Annotated in this window: 24 protein-coding genes; 10 read left to right on the top strand and 14 right to left on the bottom strand. The window is 72.2% G+C overall.

The window, feature by feature from the left end:
- Positions 1 to 87: 87 nt before the first annotated feature.
- From ABD191_RS23210 to ABD191_RS23190, 5 genes are all read right to left on the bottom strand, one after another.
- Positions 88 to 3,336, bottom strand: a complete 3,249-nt coding sequence (locus ABD191_RS23210) for a UvrD-helicase domain-containing protein (RefSeq protein WP_425560825.1) — start codon at positions 3,334 to 3,336, stop codon at positions 88 to 90.
- Positions 3,337 to 3,431: 95 nt separating this feature from the next.
- Positions 3,432 to 4,730: a metallophosphoesterase gene (locus ABD191_RS23205; RefSeq protein ID WP_425560831.1), complete on the bottom strand. Its 1,299-nt coding sequence runs from the start codon at positions 4,728 to 4,730 to the stop codon at positions 3,432 to 3,434.
- Between the two features lie 15 nt (positions 4,731 to 4,745).
- Positions 4,746 to 4,985 carry a MoaD/ThiS family protein gene (locus ABD191_RS23200; RefSeq protein ID WP_344085917.1) on the bottom strand — a complete coding sequence of 80 codons (240 nt, stop codon included), beginning with the start codon at positions 4,983 to 4,985 and terminating at the stop codon, positions 4,746 to 4,748.
- Positions 4,986 to 5,111: 126 nt separating this feature from the next.
- Positions 5,112 to 6,122 carry a GTP 3',8-cyclase MoaA gene (gene moaA, locus ABD191_RS23195; RefSeq protein ID WP_344085914.1) on the bottom strand — a complete coding sequence of 337 codons (1,011 nt, stop codon included), beginning with the start codon at positions 6,120 to 6,122 and terminating at the stop codon, positions 5,112 to 5,114.
- Positions 6,123 to 6,155: 33 nt separating this feature from the next.
- A complete protein-coding gene (locus ABD191_RS23190; RefSeq protein WP_344085909.1) occupies positions 6,156 to 7,031 on the bottom strand; it encodes a fructosamine kinase family protein in 876 nt (291 codons plus the stop codon).
- A gap of 62 nt (positions 7,032 to 7,093) precedes the next feature.
- Between ABD191_RS23190 and ABD191_RS23185 the strand changes: the two genes are divergently transcribed.
- The 5 genes from ABD191_RS23185 (at position 7,094) to ABD191_RS23165 (ending at position 11,038) form a co-directional block, all read left to right on the top strand.
- The gene (locus ABD191_RS23185) at positions 7,094 to 7,642 is read left to right on the top strand and encodes a GNAT family N-acetyltransferase (protein WP_344085905.1); all 549 of its coding nucleotides are present in this window, start codon (positions 7,094 to 7,096) and stop codon (positions 7,640 to 7,642) included.
- A gap of 92 nt (positions 7,643 to 7,734) precedes the next feature.
- Positions 7,735 to 8,754: a DUF4192 domain-containing protein gene (locus tag ABD191_RS23180; protein ID WP_344085902.1), complete on the top strand. Its 1,020-nt coding sequence runs from the start codon at positions 7,735 to 7,737 to the stop codon at positions 8,752 to 8,754.
- Between the two features lie 46 nt (positions 8,755 to 8,800).
- The gene (mobA, locus tag ABD191_RS23175) at positions 8,801 to 9,421 is read left to right on the top strand and encodes a molybdenum cofactor guanylyltransferase (protein WP_344085899.1); all 621 of its coding nucleotides are present in this window, start codon (positions 8,801 to 8,803) and stop codon (positions 9,419 to 9,421) included.
- A complete protein-coding gene (locus tag ABD191_RS23170; protein WP_344085896.1) occupies positions 9,405 to 9,647 on the top strand; it encodes a DUF6457 domain-containing protein in 243 nt (80 codons plus the stop codon). Before mobA ends, ABD191_RS23170 begins: the two co-directional genes overlap by 17 nt.
- Positions 9,648 to 9,727: 80 nt before the next feature.
- A complete protein-coding gene (locus ABD191_RS23165) occupies positions 9,728 to 11,038 on the top strand; it encodes a glycosyltransferase 87 family protein (protein ID WP_344085893.1) in 1,311 nt (436 codons plus the stop codon).
- Here ABD191_RS23165 and ABD191_RS23160 read toward each other — a convergent pair.
- Positions 10,998 to 12,314, bottom strand: a complete 1,317-nt coding sequence (locus tag ABD191_RS23160; protein ID WP_344085891.1) for an MFS transporter — start codon at positions 12,312 to 12,314, stop codon at positions 10,998 to 11,000. The genes ABD191_RS23165 and ABD191_RS23160 overlap by 41 nt on opposite strands.
- Before the next feature lie 62 nt (positions 12,315 to 12,376).
- Between ABD191_RS23160 and ABD191_RS23155 the strand changes: the two genes are divergently transcribed.
- Positions 12,377 to 13,039 carry a phosphoribosyltransferase gene (locus ABD191_RS23155; protein ID WP_344085888.1) on the top strand — a complete coding sequence of 221 codons (663 nt, stop codon included), beginning with the start codon at positions 12,377 to 12,379 and terminating at the stop codon, positions 13,037 to 13,039.
- Here the strand turns inward: ABD191_RS23155 and dnaB are convergent.
- The gene (dnaB, locus tag ABD191_RS23150) at positions 13,036 to 14,454 is read right to left on the bottom strand and encodes a replicative DNA helicase (protein WP_344085885.1); all 1,419 of its coding nucleotides are present in this window, start codon (positions 14,452 to 14,454) and stop codon (positions 13,036 to 13,038) included. The two genes, ABD191_RS23155 and dnaB, sit on opposite strands and share 4 nt — an antisense overlap.
- 394 nt (positions 14,455 to 14,848) lie before the next feature.
- Between dnaB and ABD191_RS23145 the strand changes: the two genes are divergently transcribed.
- Entirely contained in the window at positions 14,849 to 15,832 is a 984-nt protein-coding gene (locus ABD191_RS23145; RefSeq protein ID WP_344085882.1) for a hypothetical protein, read from the top strand.
- A gap of 4 nt (positions 15,833 to 15,836) precedes the next feature.
- Here the strand turns inward: ABD191_RS23145 and ABD191_RS23140 are convergent, their stop codons facing one another.
- Both ABD191_RS23140 and ABD191_RS23135 read right to left on the bottom strand, forming a co-directional pair.
- The gene (locus tag ABD191_RS23140; protein WP_344085879.1) at positions 15,837 to 16,586 is read right to left on the bottom strand and encodes an ABC transporter permease; all 750 of its coding nucleotides are present in this window, start codon (positions 16,584 to 16,586) and stop codon (positions 15,837 to 15,839) included.
- Positions 16,583 to 17,533, bottom strand: a complete 951-nt coding sequence (locus ABD191_RS23135) for an ATP-binding cassette domain-containing protein (RefSeq protein ID WP_344085876.1) — start codon at positions 17,531 to 17,533, stop codon at positions 16,583 to 16,585. The genes ABD191_RS23140 and ABD191_RS23135 overlap by 4 nt, the downstream gene beginning before the upstream one ends.
- Before the next feature lie 72 nt (positions 17,534 to 17,605).
- On the opposite strand from ABD191_RS23135, the gene ABD191_RS23130 reads away from it, so the two are divergent.
- Positions 17,606 to 18,355 (top strand): TetR/AcrR family transcriptional regulator, encoded by a 750-nt coding sequence (locus ABD191_RS23130; RefSeq protein ID WP_344085873.1) that lies wholly within the window; start codon positions 17,606 to 17,608, stop codon positions 18,353 to 18,355.
- Between the two features lie 28 nt (positions 18,356 to 18,383).
- On the opposite strand, the gene rplI is transcribed toward ABD191_RS23130, so the two are convergent.
- The 4 genes from rplI to rpsF form a co-directional block, all read right to left on the bottom strand.
- Positions 18,384 to 18,833 carry a 50S ribosomal protein L9 gene (gene rplI, locus ABD191_RS23125; protein WP_344085870.1) on the bottom strand — a complete coding sequence of 150 codons (450 nt, stop codon included), beginning with the start codon at positions 18,831 to 18,833 and terminating at the stop codon, positions 18,384 to 18,386.
- Between the two features lie 14 nt (positions 18,834 to 18,847).
- Entirely contained in the window at positions 18,848 to 19,087 is a 240-nt protein-coding gene (gene rpsR / locus ABD191_RS23120) for a 30S ribosomal protein S18 (protein WP_344085867.1), read from the bottom strand.
- A gap of 34 nt (positions 19,088 to 19,121) precedes the next feature.
- Positions 19,122 to 19,628, bottom strand: a complete 507-nt coding sequence (locus tag ABD191_RS23115; RefSeq protein WP_344085864.1) for a single-stranded DNA-binding protein — start codon at positions 19,626 to 19,628, stop codon at positions 19,122 to 19,124.
- A gap of 87 nt (positions 19,629 to 19,715) precedes the next feature.
- Positions 19,716 to 20,009: a 30S ribosomal protein S6 gene (rpsF, locus tag ABD191_RS23110; RefSeq protein ID WP_344085861.1), complete on the bottom strand. Its 294-nt coding sequence runs from the start codon at positions 20,007 to 20,009 to the stop codon at positions 19,716 to 19,718.
- A gap of 564 nt (positions 20,010 to 20,573) precedes the next feature.
- Here rpsF and ABD191_RS23105 point away from each other — a divergent pair.
- Both ABD191_RS23105 and ABD191_RS23100 read left to right on the top strand, forming a co-directional pair.
- The gene (locus ABD191_RS23105; RefSeq protein ID WP_344085858.1) at positions 20,574 to 21,350 is read left to right on the top strand and encodes a deoxyribonuclease IV; all 777 of its coding nucleotides are present in this window, start codon (positions 20,574 to 20,576) and stop codon (positions 21,348 to 21,350) included.
- 209 nt (positions 21,351 to 21,559) lie between these two features.
- The gene (locus ABD191_RS23100) at positions 21,560 to 23,716 is read left to right on the top strand and encodes a hypothetical protein (RefSeq protein ID WP_425560830.1); all 2,157 of its coding nucleotides are present in this window, start codon (positions 21,560 to 21,562) and stop codon (positions 23,714 to 23,716) included.
- Between the two features lie 72 nt (positions 23,717 to 23,788).
- Here the strand turns inward: ABD191_RS23100 and ABD191_RS23095 are convergent, their stop codons facing one another.
- Entirely contained in the window at positions 23,789 to 25,333 is a 1,545-nt protein-coding gene (locus ABD191_RS23095; RefSeq protein ID WP_344085852.1) for a glycosyltransferase family 87 protein, read from the bottom strand.
- Positions 25,334 to 25,372 lie beyond the last annotated feature (39 nt).

The raw sequence follows: 25,372 nt of genomic DNA, 5'->3' as shown, positions 1-25,372 counted from the left end.
TGACGACAACACCCCCGTATTAGCGCCGTCATCAGGTTCGCATACGCCGTCTAGCGCATCACGCCCCCGCTGTCACCATCTTGACGGTCAGATCAGCCGCAGTTGGCGATGGGACGGCTTGCGCGGCGCTTCGGCGACGCCGAGCCGCTCCACCAGGGACGGATCCACCACATCGAGGAACGGCGTACGCGCCGGCGTGGTTTCGGCCCCGAACCGCTGCCGGCGCGCCGCGTGCGAGAGGAACAGCCGGTCCCGGGCCCGCGTCATGCCCACGAAGAACAACCGCCGCTCCTCGGCGACCGCCTCCGGGTCCGGGGCGGTCCCCGGGAAACGCAGCGGCAGCAGCCCGTCCTCGCAGCCCACGAGGAACACGACCGGCCACTCCAGACCCTTCGCCGCGTGCAGCGTGAGCAGCGTCACCGCCTGCGCGCGGGGGTCGAGGGCGTCGGTCTCCGCGCCGGTCGCGAGCGCCTGGAGGAACGCCTCCACGTCGTCGCCGCAGCGCTCGGCGAGCGGCATGAGCAGGTCAACCGCGCCATAGACGTCGGCCGCCGGCAGGTCCGCGCGGGGTTGCTCATCAAACAACCGGGGCGTACGGGTGGCCAGCGCGCGCCCGGCCGCGCGGACGCGGTCGGTCAGCGGCCCTGTCGTATTGCCGGCAAAGCGCAGTTCCCGCGCGATCTCGGCGACCGCGCGCCGGTCGGCGAGCCGGTCGTGCGAGCGCTTCTGCACCGGGATGCCGGCTCGCGACAGGGCCTCCAGCACGGGCCCGGCCTGCGCGTCCGTGCGGTAGAGCACCGCGATGTCGGCGAAGGTCACCGTGCCGGTCGCGGCCCGCGAGTCGACCCGCCCCCCGTCGAACGAGCGGTGCGACACGCCGCCCACCAGCCCGTCCACGGTCCTCGCCAGCCACTCCGCCTCGGCGGCCGGGGTGGCGGCCGCGTGCAGGCCGAGCTGCGGCGCGTCCGGGTCCAGCCGCGCGGGGTCGAGGCGCCGTCCGCGTACGAGCGAGGTGGGGGCGATGGCCTGCACGGCCGCGGCGAGGATCGGCGCCGACGACCGGTAGTTGCGGGCCAGCCGCACCAGCCGGGCGTCGGAGAAGTCCTGCGAGAACCGCAGGAAGTAGCCGACGTCGGCGCCCCGGAACGAGTAGATGGCCTGGTCGGGGTCGCCGATCGCGCAGATGTTGCCATCTGGCGGGACCAACAGGCGAAGCAGCTCGTACTGGGTGGCGTCGACGTCCTGGTACTCGTCGACGAACACCCACCGCCAGCGCGCCTGGTAGCGGTCCACCAGGTCGGGGTCGTCGCGCAGCAGCGCCACCGGCACGCTGACCAGCTCGTCCAGGTCGACCAGGTTCTGCGCACGCAGGATCTTGCGGTACGCGTTGTCGTCGTCGCCGGCCTCCGTGCGGGCGGCCTCGCGTACGGCGTCGTCCGCGATGCCGAAGCCGTCCTCCAGCCCCGCCGCGCCCGCCTGCTCGCGCAGGATCTGCAGGCCCAGGGCGTGGAAGGTGTTGACCGTGATGTCCTCGGCGACCTCGCCCAGCAGGCTTTCCAGCCGCTCGCGCATCTCCTCGGCGGCCCGCCGGGTGAACGTGATGGCCAGGCAGTGCTTCGGGTCGACGTTCAGCTCCGCGCACAGGTACGCGATGCGGTGGGTCAGCGTGCGCGTCTTGCCCGTACCCGGGCCGGCCACGACGAGCAGGGGCCCGCCCGGGGCGGAGGCGGCGACCCGTTGCAGCGCGTCCAGCCGGTCGAGCAGGCCCGTGCCGACCTCCTCCATGCCCGCCAGCACCGGCTCGAACACCTTGTGCGGCGACTCCTGCGGTGGGGCGGTCGGCGGCGGGGCGGCGCTGGCCGGCGGGACGGCGTCGCGCGGCCGGGCGGTGTCCTCCCCGGGGGCCGGCACGGGCTCGGCCGGCGTTGTCCTGCCCGCTTTGGCCGGCGCCGACCGGGCGGGTGCGGCGCGGCGCTGCTGGCGCGGCGCGACCGCGTCGGTCGGCAGGTCGAACAGGGCGTCCGCGCCGCCCGCCGAGGCGTTCAGCTCGCCCGGGGCGAACAGGCGGATCACGCCGTACTCGCCGTCGTAGCCCGGCGTGCGGCGGACCTCGCCGCGGCGCAGCCGGCCGATCGCCTCACCGAGCAGCTCGCCGCCGTGGCGGGTCACGTCGGCCAGCGGCGCCGCCATGAGGATGTGCAGCTCCGGGCCCAGGGCCGCGACCAGGGACGAGATGCGCCCGGCGACGGACTTGCTCTTCGGGCCGACCCCGTTGATCTCGCCCAGGATCTCGGCGAGCTGCACGAGGTGGGTGACGCCCGGCCGGCCTTCCGGCGCGAAGTCCGCAGGCCGGTCGGCCAGGTCCTCGACGCGGCTGAGCACGCCGACGGTGAGCGGCTTGCCGCACTCCGGGCAACGGCCGCCCGCGTCCCTGGTGCGTTGCGGGGGCCAGTTGACGCCGCACGCGCGGTGCCCGTCCGCGTGGTATTTCCCCTCCTCGGGGAAGAACTCGATCGTCCCGTGCAACCCGTCGCCGGACTCCATCGCCCGGCGTACCCCCGCGTAGTTGATCTCAGAGGTGAGCAGGGTGGCCTCGCGGGCCAGGGCCTGCGGGCTGTGCGCGTCCGAATTGGAGAGAAGCTGGTAGGCATCCAGGCTGGACACCCGCCAGTTCATCTCGGGGTCGGAACTCAGGCCGGTCTCCACCGCCTTGATGTGGTGGGCCAGGTCGGCGTAGCAGTCGGCGATCGCGTCGAAGCCCGACTTGGAGCCCAGCGCCGAGAACCAGGGGGTCCAGATGTGCGCGGGCACGAGGAAGCCGTCGGGGCTCGCCTCGAGGACGACCTCGAGCAGGTCGCGCGAGTCCAGGCCGATGATCGGCCGGCCGTCGGAGCCCAGGTTGCCGCCCAGGCCGCCCTCCCCGCGGCCGAGGCGGGCGTTGAACCGCGCCACGGCGTCGAGGTCGGGCAGGTAGATCAGGTGATGCACCTTGCGGGTGCGCCCGTCGCGGCTGTAGATCGTGGAGATCTCCACCGACAGCATGAACCGGACCGGGTGGCCCTCCGTGACGCTGCCGGGCAGGCGCCGGAGCACGGCCGCCTCGGCGTCGCCGCTGAGCCGGTAGAGGCCGGGTGCGGTCTCGTCCGGGACGAGGTTCTCGCGCAGGTGGTCGTACCAGGCCGGGTGGGTGAAGTCGCCGGTCCCGAGCACGGTGATGCCCTTGCGTCGGGCCCACCAGGCGAGATTCTCCAGCTCAAGGTCGCGGCTGCAGGCACGCGAATACTTCGAGTGGATATGCAGGTCCGCGACAAAGGGGTCTTGAGTCAACGGGGGCACCCCGGCATCTTGCCTCATCCGAAAGTGTCGGGCCGATTTGCGCGCCGACACGCCGAAGCGATCAACACAAATCGCTTGATCGTGCGAATCGGGCATTACTGGATGGAGCGCAGCTCCACCAGCGAGATGTCCGGCGGGGCGCCGACCCGCACGGGCGGGCCCCAGAAGCCGGCGCCGTTGGTGACGTAGACCGGCATGCCGTCCACAGTGCCCAGCCCGCTCACCACCGGCTGCCCGGTGGCCTTCACGATGTAGGTGAACGGCCAGATCTGGCCGCCGTGGGTGTGCCCGGACAGCTGGAGGTCCGCGCCGCGCTTCGCGGCCTCGTACGCCTGGACGGGCTGGTGCGCGAGCAGGACGACCGGCCGGGTCGGGTCGCGGTCGGCCATGGCCGCGTCGAAGTCGGGCGCGTCGCCGTACGCCTCCCCGACGACGTCGTTGACGCCCGCCAGGTAGACCCCGTTCGGCAACTGGACGCGCTCGTTGCGCAGCGGGGCGACCCCCAGCGACGACACCTCGGTGATCCATTCCTCGTACCCGGAGAAGTACTCGTGGTTGCCGGTCACGAAGTACGAGCCGTGCCTGGCGCGCAGCTCGCGCAGCGGGCCGGCGGCCGGGCCCAGCTCGGCCACGCTGCCGTCGACCAGGTCGCCCACGATCGCCACGATGTCGGCGTCCAGACCGTTGATCATGTCGACGATCCGGCGCGTGTGACCGATACCGCGCAGCGGGCCGAGGTGGATGTCGGAGACCAGGGCGACACGCAGGCCATCGGCAGCGCGGGGCAGCCGGGCCAGCGGGATCTGGACCCGCTTGAGCTGCGGCGGGCCCAGCGCGGTACCCACCCCGGAGGCGGTCACACCGCCCGCGACCAGGCCGGCGGTGATCGCCACGCCGCGCGCGAGGAACAGCCGCCGCGACTCCAGCACGGCCCGGTCCTCGGCCGTGACGAGGTCGGATTCGGTCGTGGGGCCGGGCTCCGTCGTGGAGCCTGGCTCGGCCGTCGTGAAACCGGGTTCGGCCGTCGCGACGCCGGACCCGGCCGTGGCCGGCAGGCCGCCGCTCGCGGCCACCGCCGCCGGCATCGGCGCCGTTCTGGCTTGCCGGGCCAGCCACCGCCGGGCGACAAGGGTCGGGACCTCCGCGACGATCAGGAAGACGACCAGGTAGAACATCACGGCCATCCACAGGTACCCCGGCCAGGCGAGCACCCTGTCGACGCTGTGCGGCAGGAACCGCGTGCCGAAGAACGTCCCGAGCAGCAGCACGGCCGCGCCGATCACCGCGACCGAACCCAGGCGGCGCCCGCGCGTGCCGGGCCGGGTGGTGGCGCGCACGAGCTTGCGCCACAGGTAATAGTGCAACGCGACGACGACGGATAGCGCGAAGAGCAGGAAGAACACCACGGATCAGCCGCCCGCGAACGGCGGGAGGACGTCGATGGTGGCCCCGGGCGGCAACGGTGCTTCGTGGTCGTGCCAGGCGATGCCGTCGACGAGGAAGCTGCACGCCGGCAGGACCCCGGCCAGGCGGCCGTGGTGCTCGGCCGCGAGGTGGTCCAGCAGCGCCGCGAGGGTGGCCGCCTCGGCCCCCTCCTCATTGACCCCGGCCGCCGCTCGTGCGCCCGCGTAAAACCGCACCGTCACCATGCCGCCATCATCACCACCCGCTGCCACGGTCGCCAAACGACCGCCGAGGTCGCGGCAGGACTAAGGACGCTTACGTACCGAATTCGCGTCCAAATTCCGTACGTATGGCCAATCCGCGCGCAGGGGTCAGCCGCCGATCGCGGACATCGGGCGACTGGGCTGGAGAAAGGTCGGGTCGTCTATGCCGTGGCCCGCGCGTTTGCCCCACATGGCGGCGCGCCAGCGGTCCGCAATGGCGTTGTCGTCGGCGTCCGAGCGCAGCAGGTCGCGCAGGTCGGTCTCGTCCTGCGCGAACAGGCAGTTGCGGATCTGGCCATCGGCGGTGAGCCGGGTGCGGTCGCACGCGCCGCAGAACGGCCGGGTCACGCTGGCGATCACGCCGACCTTGGCGGGCCGGCCGTCGTGCCCGGTCCAGCCGTCGACGAGCCAGGTCTCGGCGGGCGCCGCGCCCCGGTGGTCGGGGTCGGGCGAGAGCGACACCTCGGCCCGCAGTGCGGCGAGGATCTCCTCGGCCGTGATCATCTCGTCGCGACGCCAGTTGTGCTGGGCGTCGAGCGGCATCTGCTCGATGAAGCGCAGTTCGAAGCCGTGTTCCAGGGCGAAGCGCAGCAGCGACGGCGCCTCGTCCTCGTTGACCCCGCGCATGAGCACAGCGTTGATCTTTACGGGCCGCAGGCCGGCCGCGTCGGCGGCGGCCAGCCCCGCCAGGACGTCCGTGATGCGGTCGCGGCGGGTCAGGGTGGCGAACCGGTCCGCCCGCAGGGTGTCCAGGGATACGTTCACGCGGTCGAGGCCCGCGTCCACCAGCGGCTGGGCGAGCTTCGTCAGGCCGATGCCGTTCGTGGTGACCGACAGCCGGGGGCGCGGGCGCAGCGCGGCGGCAGCCGCGACGATGGTGAGCAGCCCGGGCCGGATCAGCGGTTCCCCGCCGGTGAACCTGATCTCGGTCACGCCCAGGTCGCGCACCGCGATGCCCAGCAGCCGTCCGATCTCGGCGTCGGTGAGCACGTCCTGGCTCGGCAGCCAGGCCAGGCCCTCGGCCGGCATGCAGTAGGAGCAACGCAGGTTGCATCGGTCGGTGAGGGACACCCGAAGGTCGGTCGCACGCCGGCCGAACCGGTCGATCAGGCTCGACATTCTTCGACACTAGCGCCCAAAGTTCCGGCGTAGTTAGCCGCGGAGCGTGGTCTTCGCCGCGTTGACGACCGCGTCGCGGTAGCCGGCGCCGAACAGCGCCGTGTGCACGAGCCACAAATGCAACTGATGCAGCGGTACCCGCGACCGCCAGCCGTCCGCCAGCGGCCACGTTTCCTGGTACGCCCCGAGGATGCGGTCGAGGTGCGGGGCGCCACCGAAGAGGGCCAGCTGGGCAAGGTCGGTCTCCCGGTGACCGCCGTGCGCTGCCGGGTCGATCAGCCAGACCCGGTCGGCCGTCCAGAGCAGGTTGCCGGGCCACAGGTCGCCGTGCAGGCGGGCCGGTGGCTCGCCCGGTGGGGCGTACCCGGGAAGGTTCTCTATCAACTGTTCGACGAGGGCCACGTCCCCGCCCGACAGCGCGCCCCGGTCCCGCGACAGGCGCAGGTACGGCTCGAGGCGGCGGGTCGCGAACCACTCCGGCCAGTCGCCGCCCCCGGAGTTGTCCTGCGGCAGCGTGCCGATGAAGCCCGGCCACGGGGCCCCGAGCGACTCGGCGCCGGCCCGGTGCAGGGCGGCCAGCTCGCGGCCGAAGCGCTCCGCGGCGGCCGGGGTGGGCGCGTCCTCCTCGACCCAGGCGAGTCCGAGCAGGTCGGGCAGCTCGACGAGCACCTCGGGGATCGGGACGGCCGCCGCCTCGGCCAGCCAGCGCAGCCCCGCCGCCTCGGCCGCGAAGAAGCCCTCCGGCGCCGTGCCCGGCACCGACTTGACGAAGATCGACTCGCCGTCCTCCAGCGTCAGCCGGCGAGCCTCGCAGATCGAACCGCCCGCGACCGGTGTCTCCCGGATGCGCTGATGGGTCAGGAACGTCGGCAGATGCTGGGGGTGCTGACGCAGGTAGGCGAGGTCCACGGGCACGAGCGTATCCGCGCAGGTGCTGTCCCTCGGCGCTACGTAGGAGTAAGCATGGGGTCATGACCGAGACGATGCGGGCACAGGCGTTGCCGGCCGGGCTCACTATCAGGCCCTACCGGCCGTCCGACCATGGCGCGGTCCGGCGCCTGTGGGCGGAATTCACGGAGCACCAGCGGCGGCTCTACCAGGATCCCCGGTTGGGCGGGCGCGACCCGGGGGCGGGCTTCGAGGAGTACCTGACACGGCTCGACCTCTCCGGCATCTGGGTCGCCGACGAGCGGGAGGAAGGCGTCGTCGGGTTCGTCGGACTGATCATGGACGGGCGGGCGGGCAAGGTGGACCCGGTGGTGGTCAGCGCCCCATGGCGCGGGCGCGGGGTGGGCCGCGGTCTCCTCACCAAGGTGGCCGACGAGGCCGGCCGGCGCGGGCTCGCGCGGCTGACCGTGTCGCCCGGCGCGCGGGACGACTCGGCGCTGCGCTCGCTGCACGCCGCCGGCTTCGACATGGTCGCCACGGTGACGCTGAGCCGTGACCTGCGGGGAGGCTCCGGGGCGGACGAGTCGGCCGGCGAACCCATCCTGCTGCACGGGTTGCGCTTCTCCACGTGATCGCCGCCGCCTGTGGATAACTGCTGCCGGTTATCCACAGGCGGCGACTCGTGGTTGGCGATCGAGCGGCGCGGCTCGCGACCCTCGACGGCATGACTTCCGATCCGTTCGGCGGCGTGCTGCGGCTGTCCTCGCCCGCCGACATCATCGCCATGATCCCGTACATGCTGGGTTTCCACCCCGCTGACAGCCTGGTCATCGTCGCGATGCGGGAGCGCCGCCCGGTGCTCAACGTGCGCGTCGACCTGCCCGGCCGCAGGCCCGGCCGACCCAGCGCGGCTGAGCTGCGCCGCCTGCTGGACCAGGCGGTCCGCATGGTCACCGACCAGGCCGCCGAGGCCACGATCCTCGTCGGCTACGGATCCAGGAGCCGGGTCACGCCCGTGGTCGCGCGGGCCGCGACGCGGCTGGCCGGTCGGGGCGTTCCGGTGCTCGACGCGCTGCGGGTGACCAAGGGGCGTTACTGGTCCTACGTGTGCACCAACACTGCCTGCTGCCCGGCCGAGGGCACGCCGGTCGACGTGGCCTCCTCGCCCGTCGCCGCGGCGGCCACGGTCGCCGGCATGGTCGCGCTCCCCGACCGGGCGGCGGTTGTGAGCCAGGTGGAGCCGGTGGATCCCGCCGCGCAGGTGGAGATGTGGGCGGCCGTGGGCCGCGCGGACGAGCGCCTCATGGGGTTGGCGGACACCGCCGACCTCACCGACAACCCGGTCGGGGCGCTGATCGAGGCGGGCGACGAGGCGCTCGACGCGGCGCTGCGACGTTGCCGCTCCGGTGCCGGGCTCACGGACGACGACCTGGCCTGGCTGTCGGTGCTCGCTTCGCTGCTACCGGTCGGCGAGCGCTTCTGGCGCCGGATCGAGGAGTCCCCGGACGACCGGCCCGCGCACCGCAGCCTGTGGCTGGACGCCCTGCGCCGGGCACCGATGGACCTCGTCCCGGCAGTGGGCAGCCTGGCCGCCCTGACGGCGTGGCGCGACGGCGATGGGGCCCTCGCCACGGCGGCGCTCGACCGGGTGCTCGATGTCGACCCCGACTACCCGCCCGCCCGGGTGCTCGACGAGGCGTTCGCGGCCGGGCGGCGGCCCGCGGCCCTCGACCCGCGCGGCTGAGGCGGGTCGGTTGCGTGCCGACCCCCGCCCGGCTCACGATCACTGCGTGACGGGGTACAGCGCGATCGTCGTGGCCGGGGGCGCCGGCCGGCGGATGGCCGCGTCCGGACCGAAGCCGGCCGTCCCGGTCAGCGGGGTGCCGATGCTCGTCCGGGTGCTCACGGCCGTCGCGGCCGCCCGTCCCCGGGTTGTCGTCGGGCCGGACACGCTCATCGGCCTGCTGCCCGCCGACGTCATCGTCACCTTGGAGGCACCGCCTGGCGGCGGCCCGGCCGCCGGGGCGGCGGCCGGGCTGGCGGCCATCGGACCAGCCGGCCCCGACGTGGTCGTGCTCCTCGCCGCCGACCTGCCGTTCCTCGCCGAGGACGACGTGACCGAGCTGGTGACCGCCGCACGGGCGGCCGGCGTCGACGGTGCCGTCGCGGTCGACGCCGACGGCCGCGACCAGTGGCTGTGCGGCGCCTGGTCGGCCGGGGCGCTGCGCGCGCGGCTCGACCAGGTGGGTGAGCCCGCCGGGCTGTCGCTGCGCGCCCTGCTCGGCGGGCTGCGCGTGCGCCGCGTGGCCCTCGCGGGCCGCGGCGCCGGTCGGCCCGCACCCACGTTCGACTGCGACACTGTGGACGACCTGCGACGTGCGGAGGAGTGGAGCGATGACCAGTCTGGATGAGTGGACCGCGAGCGCCTGCCGGGCGCTGGCCCTCGACCCCACCGACGTCGACCTGACGATGATCCTCGACCTGGCGCGCGACGCGGCGCACCACGTGCAACGTCCCGCCGCGCCCCTCACGACGTACCTCCTGGGCATAGCAGTGGGCCGGGGTGCTGACCCGAAGGCGGCCGCCGCCCTTCTCCACAGCACCCTCGCCGCCTGGCCCGGCCCGGCGGACGGATGACCGCATAACGCGATGACCGAAGGGGTACCCGGCGCGTCAGGGGGCCTCGCGGGTCGCGCGGGCGTGCGAGACTCTGCGCCATGTGGTTGCGGGTTGGTCGGGCAGCCTCGGCCGCCGACCAGGCCCGAGGCGGGCTCGCGCTCGATGTGGTCCTCTACGCCGTGTCCGCGTTGTTCGCCGCCTACACGGCGATGGCGTCCACTTTGGCCCCACACCGTGTCTGGGGGGCCATCGCGATCGCCGGGTACGGGCTCGCCGCCGTCGCGGCCCTCGTCCAGCTGAACCGGCACCAGAGCGCCGGCGTCCGCGCGCGGGCCTGGCTCGTCGGCGTCACCTGGGCCACCACCGCCCTCCTGCCGCTGGTCATCGAGGCCATCCAGCGCGCCGCCGGCACGGCCGGGCGCGCGCAGGAGGAGGTCATCGTCATCGAGGACGGCGGCCAGCGCCTCATCGAGACGGGCACCCCGTACCTCGGGCGGGCCGCGATCGCCGCCCTCGACGCGCCCGACCGCCTCCTCGGCTACCTGCCGTACCAGCCGGCGATGGCGTCGTTCGGGCTGGTCAGGGCCGCCGACCCGGGCGCCCACTGGTGGTCCGACGCGCGCGTCTGGTTCGCCGTCGCGACCGCGCTCGCCCTCGGTACCGCCCTGTACGTGCTGCGCCGCGCCGGCGCCGACCCCGCCCGGCTCATCCGCGCCGCGCAGGTCGCTACCGTGCTGCCCCTGTGCGCGCTTACCCTCGCCACGGGCGGCGACGACCTGCCCGTACTCGGGTTGTGCCTGCTCGCGTTCGCGTTCGCCGCCGCCAGGCGGTGGGGGTGGGCCGGCGTCGCCCTCGGCGCCGCGGCCGCGCTGAAACTGTTCGCGTGGCCGGTCGCCATCGTGCTCGGCGTGCTCGCCCTCACCCGGGGTCGGCGTGCTGTCCTGCGCCTCGCGGCCGGCACGCTCGGCCTGCCCGCGCTGACCCTGGTGCCCGCCCTCATCGTCGACGCGAGCGCGTTCGTGGAGAACGTCCTGCGGTTCCCGCTCGGACACGGGCTCGTCGTGAGCCCCGCGCAGTCGCCCCTGCCCGGGTACCTCATCGCCACGGCGCTGCCGGACGGCCGGTACGTCGCGCTCGGGCTGCTGGCCGCCGCCGGCCTCGCCATCGGGGTGTGGGTGATCCGCCGGCCGCCCCGCACGGCGGCCGCCGCCGCGGTGGTCACCGGCGTCGGCCTGCTCGCGGCGCTCCTGCTGCTGCCGGCCACCCGGTTCGGCTACCTGCTCTACCCGGTCGCGTTTCTCGTCTGGGCCGGCTGCCTGCGCCTGCCGACGGACGAGCCCCGCGTGCCCAGGCAGCGGCGCCGGCCCGTCACGCGGCCTCAACCAGCGCCGTCGGAGCCGGCTGGCTGAGCGGCGCGTCTCCGTCCGTACGCGGCGCGGGCACCACCGGGGTGGTCCAGCGCAGGTCCCGCACGCCCGGCGAAAGCAGCGCGAGCAGCGACGCCACGGCGATGAGCACGGCGCTGCCGAGCATGCTCGCCTGCGCGCCCACCAGGGCCACCGCCGGTCCGGCGATCAGCATGCCGAGGGGCCCGAGCATGAGGGAGCCCAGCGCGTCGTACGAGCTGACCCGCGACAGCGCCGACTGCGGGATCTCGCGCTGCAAGGTCGTGTCCCAGACGACCGTCAGGGTGTCGAGGGCGATGCCCGCGACGAACGCCACCAGGGCCGCCACGAGCAGCGGCGCCCCCGCCCCGAGCGCCAGCGGCACGAGGGCCAGCGGGAACGCCATGTAGACCACGAGCCGTACCGGCCGGCGGGGCCGCACCCGGATCGCGATGAGTACGCCGACGAGCATGCCGACGGACTCGGCGCCGAGCACCCATGACCAGCCCTTCGCGCCGCCGAGGCGCTCGTTCGCGACGACCGGCCCGATCACGGTCCACACGGCCTGCAACGCCATGACGACGAACGCGAACTGCGTCACCGGCACCCACAGCCACTGCCGGGACCGGAACTCGTCCCAGCCCTCGCGCAGGTCGCGCAGCATCGAACCCTGCGCGGCGGCGGGCGTAACCACCCGGGGGAGCCGCAGGCCCGCCGTGAAGGCGGCCGACGCGAGCAGCAGCCCCGCGTTGATGACCATGGTCCAGCCGGCCCCCACCAGCGCGACGCAGCCACCGGCGACCGCGAGCCCGCCGATGCGCGCGCCGTTCATGCCCAGGCGCAGCAGCCCGTTGGCGGTCTGCAGCCGCTCGGCCGGCACCACCTCGGGCACGACCCCGGTGCTGGCCGGGAAGAACATCGCCGTGGCCATGCCGGCCACGGCCGACAGCGTGATGAGCAGCCACAGCGGCGCCCACCCGGTGATCAACAGGACGGCCAGGCCGCCCCACGCGGCGGCGGCGCCCAGGTCGGCGGCCATCATGACGCGAAAGCGCGGCAACCGGTCGGCGATCACACCACCGAGCAGCATGAACACGACCATGCTCAGGGACTCGGCCGCCACCACCAGCGACAGCGTCAGCGCGGTCGCGCCGGGCAGCGCGAGGACCCCGAACGCGAGCGCCACCGGCCCGAACGCGCCGCCGAGCATGGAGGAGGTACGCGCGGCGAACAGCAGGCTGAAGCGGCGATCACGAAGAATTACGAGTTCCTGGCGCACAGCGACGAGAGTATCGGTCACGACTGACGCCCCGCCCCGCCAACTTCGCGGAGTGTTCCCGCCGCACGCCTGATAGCGGGAGCATGAGTGATGTGTCTGACACCGGCGGACGGGCGATGATCTTCACCGACCGCGCCCAGGCGGGCGATGTCCTGGCCGCGTCCCTGTCCGGGTACGCGAACCGCGACGACGTGATCGTCCTGGGCCTGGTGCGCGGCGGGGTGCCGGTCGCGGCCCGCATCGCGGCCGCGCTGAAAGCTCCACTGGACGTCCTCGTGGTCCGCAAACTGGGCGTGCCATGGTCGCCGGAGGTGGCCTTCGGGGCGCTCGGTCCCGGCGGTGTCCGGGTCCGCAACGACGACGTGGAGCGCCGGCTGTCGCCCCGCGACGTCGACGCGGTGGTCGAGCGCGAGGCGGCGGAGCTGGTCCGCCGCGAGCGGCGCTACCGGGGCGACCGCCCGCCGCTCCACCTCACCGGCCGGGTCGCGATCGTCGTGGACGACGGGCTGGCCACGGGCGCGACCGCGCGGGCCGCCGTGGCGGTGGCGCGAGGTCTGGGGGCGGTCGAGGTGGTCGTGGCGGTCCCGGTCGCCGCGCCGGATTCACTTCAGCTCGTACGGGCGACAGCGGACCGGGTCGTGTGCCCGTCGGCGCCGGTCAGCTTCATGGCGGTGAGCCAGTTCTACCGCGAGTTCCCCCAGACGAGCGACGCCGAGGTGGTCACCCTGCTGTCGTCGTCGACCTAGCCGATCGCCATGTCGACGAAGCGGGAGAAGTGCAGCTGGGCGGCGACCGTCACCGTGTCGGTCGGGCCGTTCCGGTGCTTGGCGACGATGAAGTCGGCCTCGCCGGCGCGCGGCGACTCCTTGTCGTAGTAGTCGTCGCGGTGCAACAGGATGACCACGTCGGCATCCTGTTCTATCGAGCCCGATTCACGCAGGTCGGACAGCTGGGGGCGCTTGTCGGTGCGCTGCTCGGGGCCGCGGTTGAGCTGGCTGACCGCGATGACCGGGCAGTCGACCTCCTTGGCCAGCAGCTTGAGGCCCCGGGACAGCTCGGCGACCTCCTGCTGGCGGCTCTCGGTGCGCTTCGGCGACGACATGAGCTGCAGGTAGTCGACCACGATGAGGCGCAGGTCGTTGCGCTGGCGCAGCCGGCGGGCCTTGGCCCGGATCTCCATGAGGTTCATGTTCGGCGTGTCGTCGACGAACAGCGGCGCCTCGCTGATCTCGCCCATGCGCCGGGCCAGCTTGGTCCAGTCGTCGTCGGAGAGCTTGCCGGAGCGCAGCACGTGCAGCGGCACCTTGGCCTCGGCGGAGAGCAGCCGCATGACGATCTCGACCTTGCTCATCTCCAGGCTGAAGATGGCGCTGGTGATGTTGTGCCGGATGGAGGCGCTGCGCGCGAAGTCCATCGAGACCGTGGACTTGCCGAGACCGGGGCGGCCGGCCACGATGATCAACTGGCCGCCGTGCAACCCGTTGAGCAGCCGGTCCAGGTCGGAAAAGCCGGTCGGGATGCCGGTCATCACGCCGTCGCGCGCGCCCACCGACTCGATCTCGTCGAGGGTGGGCTGCAACAGGTCGTTGAGGACGGCGAAGTCGTCGCTGACCCGCTTCTCGGTGACCTCGTAGACGGCCTGCTGGGCCAGGTCGACGATCTCGTCGACGTCGCGGCCACCCGGGCCGCCGCCGTAGCCGAGCTGCACCACCCGGGTGCCGGCCTCGACGAGCCGGCGCAGCACGGCCCGTTCGGCGACGATGCGCGCGTAGTACGCCGCGTTGGCCGCCGTCGGCACCATGTTCATGAGCGTGTGCAGGTAAGGTGCGCCGCCCACCCGGGCGAGGTTGCCGGAGTCGGCGAGCGCGGCCGCCACCGTGATCGGGTCCGCGGGTTCGCCCCGGCCGTAGAGGTCGAGGACCGCGTCGAAGACCGTGGCGTGGGCCGGGCGGTAGAAGTCGTTGGACTTCAGGATCTCCACGACGTCGGCGATGGCGTCCTTGGACAGCAGCATGCCGCCGAGGACGGACTGCTCGGCGGCGACGTCCTGCGGCGGGGTGCGGTCATAGCCGGACTCGCTCGGGCCGGCGGCGCGTGGCTGCTCGACGGCCGGCTCGCGCGTGCGCGAACCCGCTGCCTGCACATCGTCGGTGACCGACACCGTGCCACCCCCACCATGCACGCGCTCGCGCGGCGTGCCCGCCTCTATGGATAGTCGCGGGGTACGACAACCCGCGCGGGCCGCGTCACCGACGCCTCCTGTGATCCAGTCACGATAGAAACCAAGCCGCCCTTTTCCAAACAGGCCTGTTGATGAGCCTTGGGACAACCTGTGGATGAATTCCGGTCATCCTGTGCACAGGGATGTGCACAGGCTGGGGATCTCGCCTGGGGATGACGAAGACTACCTGCTTTGACGTGCGCAAACGGAATCCGCAGGCTGTGGATAAAAGAAACTTGGCGTGGCGGGCCGTGTGGGCCCGTTCGGGTTCGCCCGATCGGAAGTTGTCCGCGCAAGTCTGGCCAAACCGTCCGCGACAGGTCACACTTCGGCCGTGGAGACTGGGCAGTGGGGAGCCGGCAGTTGGGCCGAGGACGGTCGCGTCCCCGATCCGGCGGCCAACGCGTACCCTCCCCGTCCCGCCAGCATCTATCCGCCCGAGGCCGGCAGCGGGGCATTCCCCCAGCAGGCCGGTCCGTACCCGGCGGAGCCCTCGGCCTACCCCGACGCCTACCCCGACCCGCGCGCGCCGGTCAGCCCGTTCCCGGACCCGCCACCGGCCGACCCGCGTACGGCCAACCCGCGCGTCGGCGGCCCGTACCCCGCGAACGCGTACCCGTACTCCGCCGAGTCCACGGGGCCGCAGCCGCGCCCGGGCGTGCCGGAGCCCCGCAGCGGGGCGTGGCTCAACTCCTATCCGGGCGATCGGTCGGGCGCCTGGTCGACCGACAGCGGCGCCCGCCGGGTCGACCGGGAGCAGAGCGGATCGTGGCGCTCCGGGGGGTACCCGGGAGATGTTGAGGATCTGAGCCTGGCCGAGCCGGAGCCGCCGGCCGGCCGCGGACGGTGGGCCAGGACCTATGGCCGTCCGCGGCCGGAGAAGGGCGGCGGGCCGAAGGTCAACGGCCACCCGCCGCGCGCCGGCGACGGCTACCCGACCGGGCTGCGGCCGGTGTCGGCCGCCCCGGTGTACCGGGGGTCGTTCCCCATGCGGCGGATCAACTCCCCGGCCACCCCGGTGGCGGAGCAACTGGACTACCGACGGGCCGCGATCTTCACGGCCGCCTGGTACGGCGTGCCCCTGCTGCTCTACTTGGCCTGGGCGCTGACACTGGAGGCCAACCGCCGCACGTTCGTGCTGCACCAGCTCGGCGGGAACTCCCTCTGGCTGCTCTCGGCCGCGCTGCTGTCCCTGCTGCTGGGCCTGGCCCTGCGCTGGGTGGCCCACGAGTGGCGCAACCTGACGGTCAGCTTCGCCGCCTCGGTCATGGGCGCGGGCATCGTGACGGTCGTGCACACCCTGGCGACCGGCAGCTGACGCCTCACCCCGCGAGGTCGCGGTACCTGCGCACCGACAGCGGCAGGAAGATCGCGGTGAGCGCGACCGGCCACGCGATGGCGAGCAGCAGCGAGTGATCCCCGATCGGCGTGCCCGGGTTGCCGAACAGTTCGCGGACGGCCGAGGCGGTCGCCGAGAGCGGGTTCCACTCGGCGATCGCGCCCAACCACGCCGGCATCGTCGCCGGGTCGACGAACAGGCCCGACAGGAAGCCGACCGGCCACACGAGGATCTGCACGATCGACACGGACTCGCTGCCCTTGAGGGTCAGCCCGAGCAGGATGCCGATCCACAGCAGCGCGAACCGCAGCAGCAGGAGCAGGCCGAACGCGGCCAGGGCCGCAGCGATCCCGTTGTGCCAGCGCCAGCCGAGCGCCGCCGCGGCGGCGACCAGGATGGCCAGGCCGACGATCGAGTTCATCAGGTCGGCGAGGCAGCGCCCGAGGACCACGGACGCCGAGCTGATCGGCAGGGAGCGGAACCGGTCCGTCACGCCCTTCGCCGAGTCCTGCGACACGGCCGTCATGGTCGACTCGACGCCGAAGAACATGGCGAGCGCGAACATGCCCGGCATGAGGTAGTCGAAGTAGTTCTCCCCGATCGCGCCGCCGAACAACCCGCCGAACATCAACGCGATGAGCACCGTGAAGAACCAGTTGATGAGTACGCCCACGGGCTGCTGACGCCAGTGGGTGAGCTCCCGCTGGGCGAGCACCCAGGTCTCGGTCATCATGCCGCCACCTCCTGCTTGGCGTGCTGGGCGAGGAACACCTCGTCGAGGGTGGGCCGGCGCAGGTTCAGCTCCGCCGGCTCGATGCCCGCCCCGACCAGGGCGGTACTGATCGCGATCAGCGCCCTGGTGCGCTGCGCGACCGGGATGCTGACCCTGGTCAGCTCGGTCCTCGGCTCGCCGTCGGCATGTTCGCGCAGGACCGGCAGCGCCCGGGTGGCGTCGTCGGGCCGGTCGAAGACGACGTCGATCCAGTCGCCGCCGACGGACGCCTTCAACTCGTCGGGCGTACCCTCGCTGACCACCCGGCCGTGCCACAGCATGGCGATGCGGTCGGCGAGCTGGTCGGCCTCCTCCAGGTACTGCGTCGTGAGCAGGATCGTCGTGCCCGCCGCCGACAGCTCCCGCAAGCTGGCCCAGACCTCCTGGCGCGCCTGCGGGTCGAGGCCGGTGGTCGGCTCGTCCACGAACAGCACCTCGGGCGCGACGATGAGGCTGGCCGCCAGGTCGAGCCGCCGGCGCATGCCGCCGGAGTATTTCGCGACCGGCTTGGTGCCGGTGTCCGCGAGCGCGAAGCGTTCGAGCAGTTCGTCGGCCCGCTTGCGCGCCTTGGCGGGACCGAGGTGGTTGAGCCGGCCGAAGAGCACGAGGTTCTGGCGGCCGCTGAGGATCTCGTCGACGGCCGCGTACTGCCCGACGAGCCCGATGCGCTGCCGGACCCGTGCCGCCTCGGTGCTGACGTCGAAGCCGGCGACCGTGGCCTGCCCGGCGTCGAGGCGCATGAGGGTGGCGAGGATCCGGATGGCCGTGGTCTTGCCGGCGCCGTTGGGCCCGAGCAGCCCATAGACGGCACCGGCCGGAATTTCAAGATCGAACCCGTCGAGCGCCGGCGCGTCGGCGCCGCGATAGGTCTTGCGCACCTGGTGTGCGGTGACGCCTGCCTGTTTCATGATCCAGTCCCCTCCCAGGATCGAACCGTGCGCTGTACCGTACACTGTACGGTGACTGTTAGGCTAGTCCTTATGACCGACACCGCGCGCACCCTCGCTCTGCTGTGGGGTACGCAGACGAAGACCGGTCGGTCCGGCCTGTCGGTGCGCGGGATCGTCAAGGCGGCCATGGGGGTCGCGGACGCCCAGGGGCTCGACGCGGTATCCATGCGCAAACTGGCCGACGAGCTGGGCGTCGGCACGATGTCGCTCTACACGCACGTGCCGGGGCGTACGGAACTGATCGACCTCATGGTCGACACGGCGTGGGGGGAGCTGTACGCGGACGTCGACGAGCCGTCCCGGCAGCCGGGCGGCTGGCGGGGCGGGCTGGAGTTCGTCGCCCGCCGCAACTGGGAGGTGCACCGGCGCCACCCGTGGCTGCTCGGCGCGGCCAGCGTCCGACCGGCGTTCGGGCCCAACGCCTTCCTCAAGTACGAGGCGGAGCTACGCCCCCTCGACGGCATCGGGCTCAGCGACATCGAGATGGACTCGGCCCTGACCCTGGTGCTCAGCCACGTCGACGGGCAGGCGCGGCTGGCCGCGAGCCTGAGCCGGGCGCGGCAGGACAGCAGCGACGCGGAGTGGTGGGAGGCGCAGGCGCCCCTGCTGGAGACGTTCAGCCGGGGCATGAACCTGCCGGTCGCCGCACGGGTCGGGCAGGCGTCCAGCGAGTTCTACGACGGGGTGGCCGACCCGCAGCACGCGCTGACCTTCGGTCTGGGCCGGATCCTCGACGGGATCGAGCGGCTGATCAGCGAAAAGGAGCAGGGCCGGCACTGAGTGCCGGCCCTGCTCCTTTGTGCTATCGCTACTTGGCGGCGACCACGTTGAGCGCGAAGTTGGCGGTCACCTCGGGGTGCAGGCGGACCTGCACCTGGTAGGCGCCCACCGACTTGATGTGGCCGGGCAGCTCGATGCGGCGCTTGTCCAGCTCCGGGCCGCCTGCGGTGCGAACCGCCTGCTGCACGTCGCCGGGCGTGATCGAGCCGAACAGGCGGCCGCCGGTGCCGGCGCGCGCCTGCAGCTTGACGGCAAGGCCCTCAAGCTGCGCCTTGACCTCGGTCGCCTGGCCCAGGTCACGGATCTCCCGGGCGTCGCGCGCCCGCTTGATCGAGGTGATCTGCTTCTCGGCGCCCTTGGTCCAGGCGATCGCGAACCCCTGCGGGAGCAGGTAGTTGCGCCCGTAGCCGTCCTTCACCTCGACGATGTCGCCGGGAGCACCGAGGCCCGTAACCTCCTGAGTAAGGATGATCTTCATAGTCGGGCCTCCTCTCAGCGGGACGTCGTGGTGTAGGGCAGCAGGGCCATCTCACGCGCGTTCTTGACGGCGCGCGCGATCTGACGCTGCTGCTGCGAGCTGACGCCGGTCACCCGCCGAGCGCGGATCTTGCCGCGGTCGGAGATGAACTTGCGCAGCAGCGCGGTGTCCTTGTAGTCGATGTAGGTGATCCCGTCCTTGTCGAGCGGGTTCACCTTCTTCTTGGGCTTGCGGAGAGCCGCAGGCTTCGGCATGTCGTACTCCGTGAATCTTCTGTTCCAGGGCTACCTAGAACGGGGGCTCGTCGTCGAAGGAGGAGCCCGAACCGCCGGCCGGCGCGGAGCTGGCCCACGGGTCGTCAACCGACGCCCCGCGGCCTCCGCCGCCACCGCCTCCGCTGGCGCCGAAGCCGCCGCCACCGCCCGAGCCGCGGGACGCCTTCTGCACCTTCGCCGTGGCGTACCGCAGCGACGGGCCGATTTCGTCCACCTCGAGCTCGATAACGGTGCGCTTCTCACCCTCGCGCGTCTCGTACGACCGCTGGCGCAGCCGGCCGGTCACGATGACCCGCGCGCCGCGCTGCAGCGACTCGGCGACGTTCTCGGCCGCCTGCCGCCACACCGAGCAGGCCAGGAACAGCGGCTCGCCGTCCTTCCACTCGTTGGTCTGACGGTCGAGGGTCCGCGGGGTCGACGCGATGCGGAACTTCGCAACGGCCGCCCCCGACGGGGTGAAGCGCAGTTCAGGGTCGTCGGTGAGGTTACCGACGACCGTGATGACGGTCTCTCCTGCCATGGTCACTCCAGAGCTTTACGCCACGATTGTTTGTCGTGGCTCACGCTGCCATATAGGTGCGACGGTTCGGGATAACCCCGGGGTCCCTCAGCGGGTTTCCGGGCGAATGACCTTGGTGCGCAGGACGGACTCGTTCAGCCGCAGCTGACGGTCCAGCTCGGCAACCGCCTCAGGCGTGGCCTGCAGGTCGATGACCGCGTAGATGCCCTCGGTCTTCTTGTTGATCTCGTACGAAAGGCGGCGGCGCCCCCAGACGTCGAGCTTCTCCACCGAGCCACCCGACGAACGGATGACATTGCTCAGGTACGTGTCCAGCGACGGCGTGACAGTGCGCTCCTCAAGAGCGCCGTCGAGGATGACCATGATCTCGTAATGACGCAAGACTTTCTCACCTCCTATGGGCTAGGCGGCCACGGGCTCTCCGTGGCAGGAGGTCAAGCGTCACCGCGCGGGTCGCGACTGACCGGCGCGGCCGGCTGCCCCTGACAACCAGGCACAACCAGCCCACCACGATACAGCCCGTGACCCGCGCAACCGAATCCGTCCCACAAAGGTGGCACGGGGCGCCGCTCCACGAGCGGGTCGAGTCATGATCGCTGTTTCGTGTGCAGACGCGCAGCCCAGCTGCGCTCCGGTACACGAGATGGAGATCTTGGTGGCTTACCAGGGGCCCTCGCGCCACCGAAAAGACCGCGGGGCGCGCTGTCCGCATTCTTTGGGTGGGACCTGGGGAGGAACGACCACACCGACGAGGTAGGACAACGACGCCCCGCGGAGACTGTGTCTCGGGGATTTGTCTGTTTTGTGAGTCCAATGTTAGCCCGAATTATCTGCATTGTCACGCTTGCTCACCTGCGTGGCGCCATCGGGCGGCCTGCCCCCGCGTTCCCGCCCCGGCCAACGCCGTGCTGCGGCGTGTCGGGCCCGGCCCGTAGGCTGCCCGCTATGCGTATCGGTGCCCACGTCGACCCCGCCGACCCGCTTGCCGAGGCGGCCGCCCGCGGGGCCGACGTCGTCCAGTTCTTCCTGACCGACCCGCAGGCCTGGGCGGACCCGCAGCCCCGCGCCGACGCGGATGCCCTGAGGGCCGCCGACGTGGAGATCTTCATCCACGCCCCCTACCGGATCAACGTCGCCACGCTGAACAACCGCATCCGCATCCCCAGCCGCAAACTGCTGCTCTCGCACGCCCGCGCCGCAGCCGACCTCGGCGCGAAGGGCCTCATCGTGCACGGCGGACACGTCGACAAGGGCAACGACGTAGCCACCGGCTTCGAGAACTGGAAAAAGACCTTCGAGTACGCCGCGAAGGAGGGCGGTTTCCCCCTCCCCGTCCTGGTGGAGAACACCGCCGGCGGCGACAACGCGTGCGCCCGCCGCTTCGACGCACTCGCCCGCCTCTGGGACGTCATCGGCGAGTACGGTGCGGGCTTCTGCCTGGACACCTGTCACGCCTTCGCAGGCGGTGAGGAGCTGCTCGGCATCGTCGACCGGGTCAAGGCCATCACGGGCCGCATCGACCTCGTGCACGCGAACGACTCGCGCGACCCCTTCGACTCCGGCCGCGACCGCCACGACAACCTGGGCCAGGGCACGATCGACCCGGACCTGATCGTCGCGGTGATCCAGGCGGCCGGCGCGCCCGCCGTGGTCGAGACACCGGGTGGCGCCGACGGCCAGGGCGCCGACATCGCCCTGATCCGCAAGGGCCTGACCGCGTGACCGCCGACAAGGACCGCGCGGCGCCGGCCGACGAAGAGTCGCGCCCGGCAACCGACCCGGGCCCGGCCGGCGAACCGTCGACGGGCGATGCGACAGCCGAAGACGCCGATCGGGAAGTCCCGGGCGAGGGCCCGCTGAGCCAGGGCGATGCCGAAGACAACCCGCCGACCAGGCGGGCACCGACCTCGTCGGCCGCACCAGCGTCGCCCGTGCCCGTCTCGGCTCCACCCGCGCCCGTCTCGGCTCCACCCGCGGCCTCATCGTCGCCGGCCGCACCCACGTCACCACCGGCCGCACCCACGTCGCCATCGACCGCGCCCACGTCACCACCGCTCGCGCTCAGCTCGCCACCGGCCGCGCCCACGTCGCCGCCGCGGGCGCTCGCGTCGCCGCTGCCGCGCGGGGCGAGTGACGGGCCGGGCGCGGCGCTGTTCGCCGCGGCCGCACGCGACGCGGCCGACCGTACGCATGACGGTGACCGGGCCACGAGCGGCACTGACGTCACGGCCGGGCCGGCCGTTCAGGAGCGGAGGCCTACGGACGACCCCGGCCTGGCGGTCTGGCGGAAGTTCGCGCCGGCGCCGCCGGCGCCGCCGACCCGGGCTGACCGCGTCAGGCGGCGACTCGCGCCGTTGGGTCGGTTCCTCGGTCACGAGTGGACCCTGGTGTGCCTCGGCGCGCTCGCGTTGGCCGTACTGATGACGTGGCCGACCCTGCGCGACCCGGCGCGTACCCTCCCACAGGATCTGGGCGATCCCACCCTGGTGGCGTATCTGATCGCGTGGGGCGGGCATGCCCTGCTGACCGACCCGTCGCAGCTGTGGCACCTCAACGCGTTCTACCCGTCGCCGTACGGGCTGGCGTTCAGCGACTCGTTCCTCGGGTACGCGCCGTTCGCGCTGATCGGGACGGGCCCGGAGGCGGCGCTCATCCGGTACAACATCATTTATGTTTTGATCTTGGCGTTGGCCTTTGTGGGGATGTACGCCCTGGCCCGACAGCTCGGCACCGGTCCGCTCGGGGCGACGGTCGGTGGGGCCGTCTTCGCGCTCGCGCCGTGGCGGCTCGGCCAGGCCGGACACCTGCATGTCATCTCGACCGGTGGCATCGCGCTCGCGCTGGCCCTGTTGGCGCGTGGGCACGGCATCCGGTTCCCGTTCCCGCGCCGCGAGCCCGACGAGGACACGTCGGCGCGCGCGATCCGGCCCGGTCTCGTCTTCGCCGGCTGGCTCGTGGCCGCCTGGCAGCTGACGATCGGCTTCGGCATCGGCCTCGTCTTCGCGTACGTGCTGCTCGGCGCCGTCCTGATCGGCGTGGTCCGGTGGTTGTGGAGCCGGCCGAGGTGGCGCGGCCCGGGCTGGCCGTCGAAGCGGCTGCTGCTGGCCGACAGCGCCGGGGGGTTGATCTTCGCGGGCGTCTGCGTCGGGATGGCGCTGCCCTACCTCAAGGTCCTCGACCTGTACCCGCAGGCGCGACGCACGGAGGCGCTCCTCGGGTTCTTCTCACCGCCGCTGCGGGGCTACTTCACCTCGCCGCCGGAGTCCGTGCTGTGGGGGCAGCTGCACGCCAGTTCGCGCGAGCTGCTGCCGTTTCCCGCCGAGATGGACCTGCTCCCGGGCTTCGTCCTGTACGCCCTGGCGCTGACCGGCGTGTTCTTCTCCGTCTGGTCGGTGCGCACCCGCCTGCTGCTCGCCGCCGGCGCGGGCGTCAGCGTCTACCTCGGCATGGGGACGCAGGCCTGGGGCGACGGCGAGTTCGGTTACCTGCTGCTCTACCGCAACCTGCCCGGCTTCGAGGGCCTGCGTACGCCCGGCCGGCTGGTCGTGTGGACGACCCTGCTGCTCGCGCTGCTGGCCGCGGGCGCGGTGTCCGCTTTGGGCCGCCAGACGCTCGCGGTCGCCCGCGCGCGCGGCCACTACTCGATGCCCAGCGTCGCCCGGGTCGCGATCGCGGTGCCGCTCGTCCTGGTGCTCGTCGAGGGCCTCAACGCGACCCCGCACCCGCGCATGCCGGCCCAGCCCGCCGCGCTGCGCGACGTGACCGGCCCGGTCCTGGTGCTGCCCAGCACCGACCTGCCCGACATGCACATCATGCTGTGGACCACGGACACGTTCGTCGACCTCGCCAACGGCGCGAGCGGCTTCCAACCTACGGAGCTCGCCGAAATCCGGCAGCAGACGAAGGCCTTCCCGGACGCGGGCAGCATCAACTACCTGCGCAAGATCGGCATCGAGTCGGTCGTCATCGTGCCGAGCCTCGCGAAGGGCACCCCGTGGGCCGACCCGGCGAACCTGCCCGCCGACGGCTTCGGCATCACCAAGGACGTGCGCCCGGACGGCACGGTCGTCTTCGACGTGACGCCCTGACGCGCCCAACCAAGGGCTGCCAACGAACCGCGCCGCCGACCATACATCCGGTCGGCGGCGCGGTTCGTTGGTTCAGGCCGTCGCCGCGGCTGGCAGCTCGGGTCCCGGATCAGCAGGGGTTTCCCGACGTCTCTCCCAGAACCGCAGTTTCTCCAGGACCGGCCAGTCGGGGGCGCCGTCGAACGGGCCGCCGTCGGGGTCGTCGTCGTACGTCCGGCGTACGAGATCATTCTGTGGTCGCAGGATGTCGCGGACGACGAGGCCCACGAGGACCGCGAGGGTGATCCAACGACAGGAGGCGGCGAACACGAACACCCATTCCTGGAAGATGTGCTTGCCGGAGACCGTCAGCAGCTCGCCGTAGAAGCTGAAGAAATAGATCAACTCGGCGGCCTGCCAGGCGAGGAACGCGCCCCACTTGGGTCGCGCCAGCACGGCGAGCGGGATCAGCCAGATGCCGAACTGCTGCGACCACACCTTGCTGGTGAGCAGGAAGACCGCGATGACCAGGAACGCCAACTGCGCGAAGCGCGGGCGGCGCTTGACGAGGAGGGCGAGCGCGCCGATCGCGAGGCAGCACAGGAAGAACAGGCCCTGGTACACCTTGTTCAGCAGGTCGATGTTGCCGCCGAGCGTCGTGAACGGCTCGATGCCGTACTTCTCGACACCGGCCGGGAAGTGGGCGCCGATGTACCAGAGGGTGCCCCAGTCGATGCCGCGCTCGTCGCTGAGGCGCCAGAACTCGTTCCAGCCCTCGCGCGCGTAAAGGAAGATCGGCGCGTTGACCGCGAGCCAGGTGAACCCGCCGACCAGGACGGTGATCAACGCTTCTTTCCAGCGTTTCGTCCGCAGCGCCAGGATCAGTAGTGGGCCGGCGAGGAAGAGTGGATAGAACTTCGCGGCGGTCGCTAACCCGAGGAGTAACCCGGCGACCCACGGGTGCTTGCGGGCCCAGGCGAGCATGAACAGCGCGGTGAGCCCGATCGCGAACAGGTCCCAGTTGACCGTCGCGGTGACGATGAGGGCGGGCGCCGTCGCGATCATGGCGGCGTCCCAGGGTCGTCGTCGGCGCAGCGCGAGCGCGACCGCCACGGAGGCCAGGCCGAACCCGAACAGGACGAACGCCGTCCCGTTGTAGAACCAGATGATCTCGTTGATCGTGTTCGGGTGCGTGACCGCGTAGTTGTGCACCGGCAGACCGATCACACCCATGAGCGCGCCGGTGAGCACCGGGTACTCGACCTTGTGGTCGAAGTAAGGTCGCTTGCCCTGGTCGAGGCCCTCCGCGTAGTACAGGGCGACGACGTCGGTGTAGCAGAAGTACCGGTACTGGCTCCAGTTCGACCAGGCGGCGTCCTGGCAGGGGTACTTCTGCAGCCAGTGCAGCCCGAACGTGAGCATCGCGAGCACCAGCACGATCCGTACCGGTGTGAAGATCTTCCGCGGCCGCCGAACGGCGTGATCCCCCAGCGACCCGCCGATGCTCTCGGCGAGGCCCCCGATGAACCGGTCCTCGCGGCCCGGCGCGGCGATGGGCTCGTCGGGGTCCGGACCCGCGGGACCGTCCGGCTCGCTGCCGTCGGATCGGGGGAGTACGTCGGCGTGCGCTGCGCTCATAGACGCCGATCCTGCCCTACCCGATCCGACGGCGCGAGC

Origin of the sequence: Luedemannella helvata (assembly GCF_039528415.1) — a bacterium.
In the GTDB taxonomy this organism is placed as follows: Bacteria; Actinomycetota; Actinomycetes; order Mycobacteriales; family Micromonosporaceae; genus Luedemannella; species Luedemannella helvata.
The sequence above is the reverse complement of the archived record's forward strand: the minus strand, read 5'-3'. Positions and strand labels throughout refer to the sequence as shown.

Coding starts and splice junctions, on each gene's coding strand:
- moaA (WP_344085914.1), bottom strand. CDS start 6,122: ATGTCGAGCCTGATCGACCGGTTCGGCCGGCGTGCGACCGACCTTCGG.
- ABD191_RS23170 (WP_344085896.1), top strand. CDS start 9,405: ATGACCAGTCTGGATGAGTGGACCGCGAGCGCCTGCCGGGCGCTGGCC.
- ABD191_RS23155 (WP_344085888.1), top strand. CDS start 12,377: ATGAGTGATGTGTCTGACACCGGCGGACGGGCGATGATCTTCACCGAC.
- ABD191_RS23135 (WP_344085876.1), bottom strand. CDS start 17,533: ATGAAACAGGCAGGCGTCACCGCACACCAGGTGCGCAAGACCTATCGC.
- ABD191_RS23165 (WP_344085893.1), top strand. CDS start 9,728: ATGTGGTTGCGGGTTGGTCGGGCAGCCTCGGCCGCCGACCAGGCCCGA.
- rpsR (WP_344085867.1), bottom strand. CDS start 19,087: ATGCCGAAGCCTGCGGCTCTCCGCAAGCCCAAGAAGAAGGTGAACCCG.
- ABD191_RS23105 (WP_344085858.1), top strand. CDS start 20,574: ATGCGTATCGGTGCCCACGTCGACCCCGCCGACCCGCTTGCCGAGGCG.
- rplI (WP_344085870.1), bottom strand. CDS start 18,833: ATGAAGATCATCCTTACTCAGGAGGTTACGGGCCTCGGTGCTCCCGGC.
- ABD191_RS23200 (WP_344085917.1), bottom strand. CDS start 4,985: ATGGTGACGGTGCGGTTTTACGCGGGCGCACGAGCGGCGGCCGGGGTC.
- ABD191_RS23185 (WP_344085905.1), top strand. CDS start 7,094: ATGACCGAGACGATGCGGGCACAGGCGTTGCCGGCCGGGCTCACTATC.
- ABD191_RS23140 (WP_344085879.1), bottom strand. CDS start 16,586: ATGATGACCGAGACCTGGGTGCTCGCCCAGCGGGAGCTCACCCACTGG.
- ABD191_RS23115 (WP_344085864.1), bottom strand. CDS start 19,628: ATGGCAGGAGAGACCGTCATCACGGTCGTCGGTAACCTCACCGACGAC.
- ABD191_RS23095 (WP_344085852.1), bottom strand. CDS start 25,333: ATGAGCGCAGCGCACGCCGACGTACTCCCCCGATCCGACGGCAGCGAG.
- ABD191_RS23180 (WP_344085902.1), top strand. CDS start 7,735: ATGACTTCCGATCCGTTCGGCGGCGTGCTGCGGCTGTCCTCGCCCGCC.
- ABD191_RS23130 (WP_344085873.1), top strand. CDS start 17,606: ATGACCGACACCGCGCGCACCCTCGCTCTGCTGTGGGGTACGCAGACG.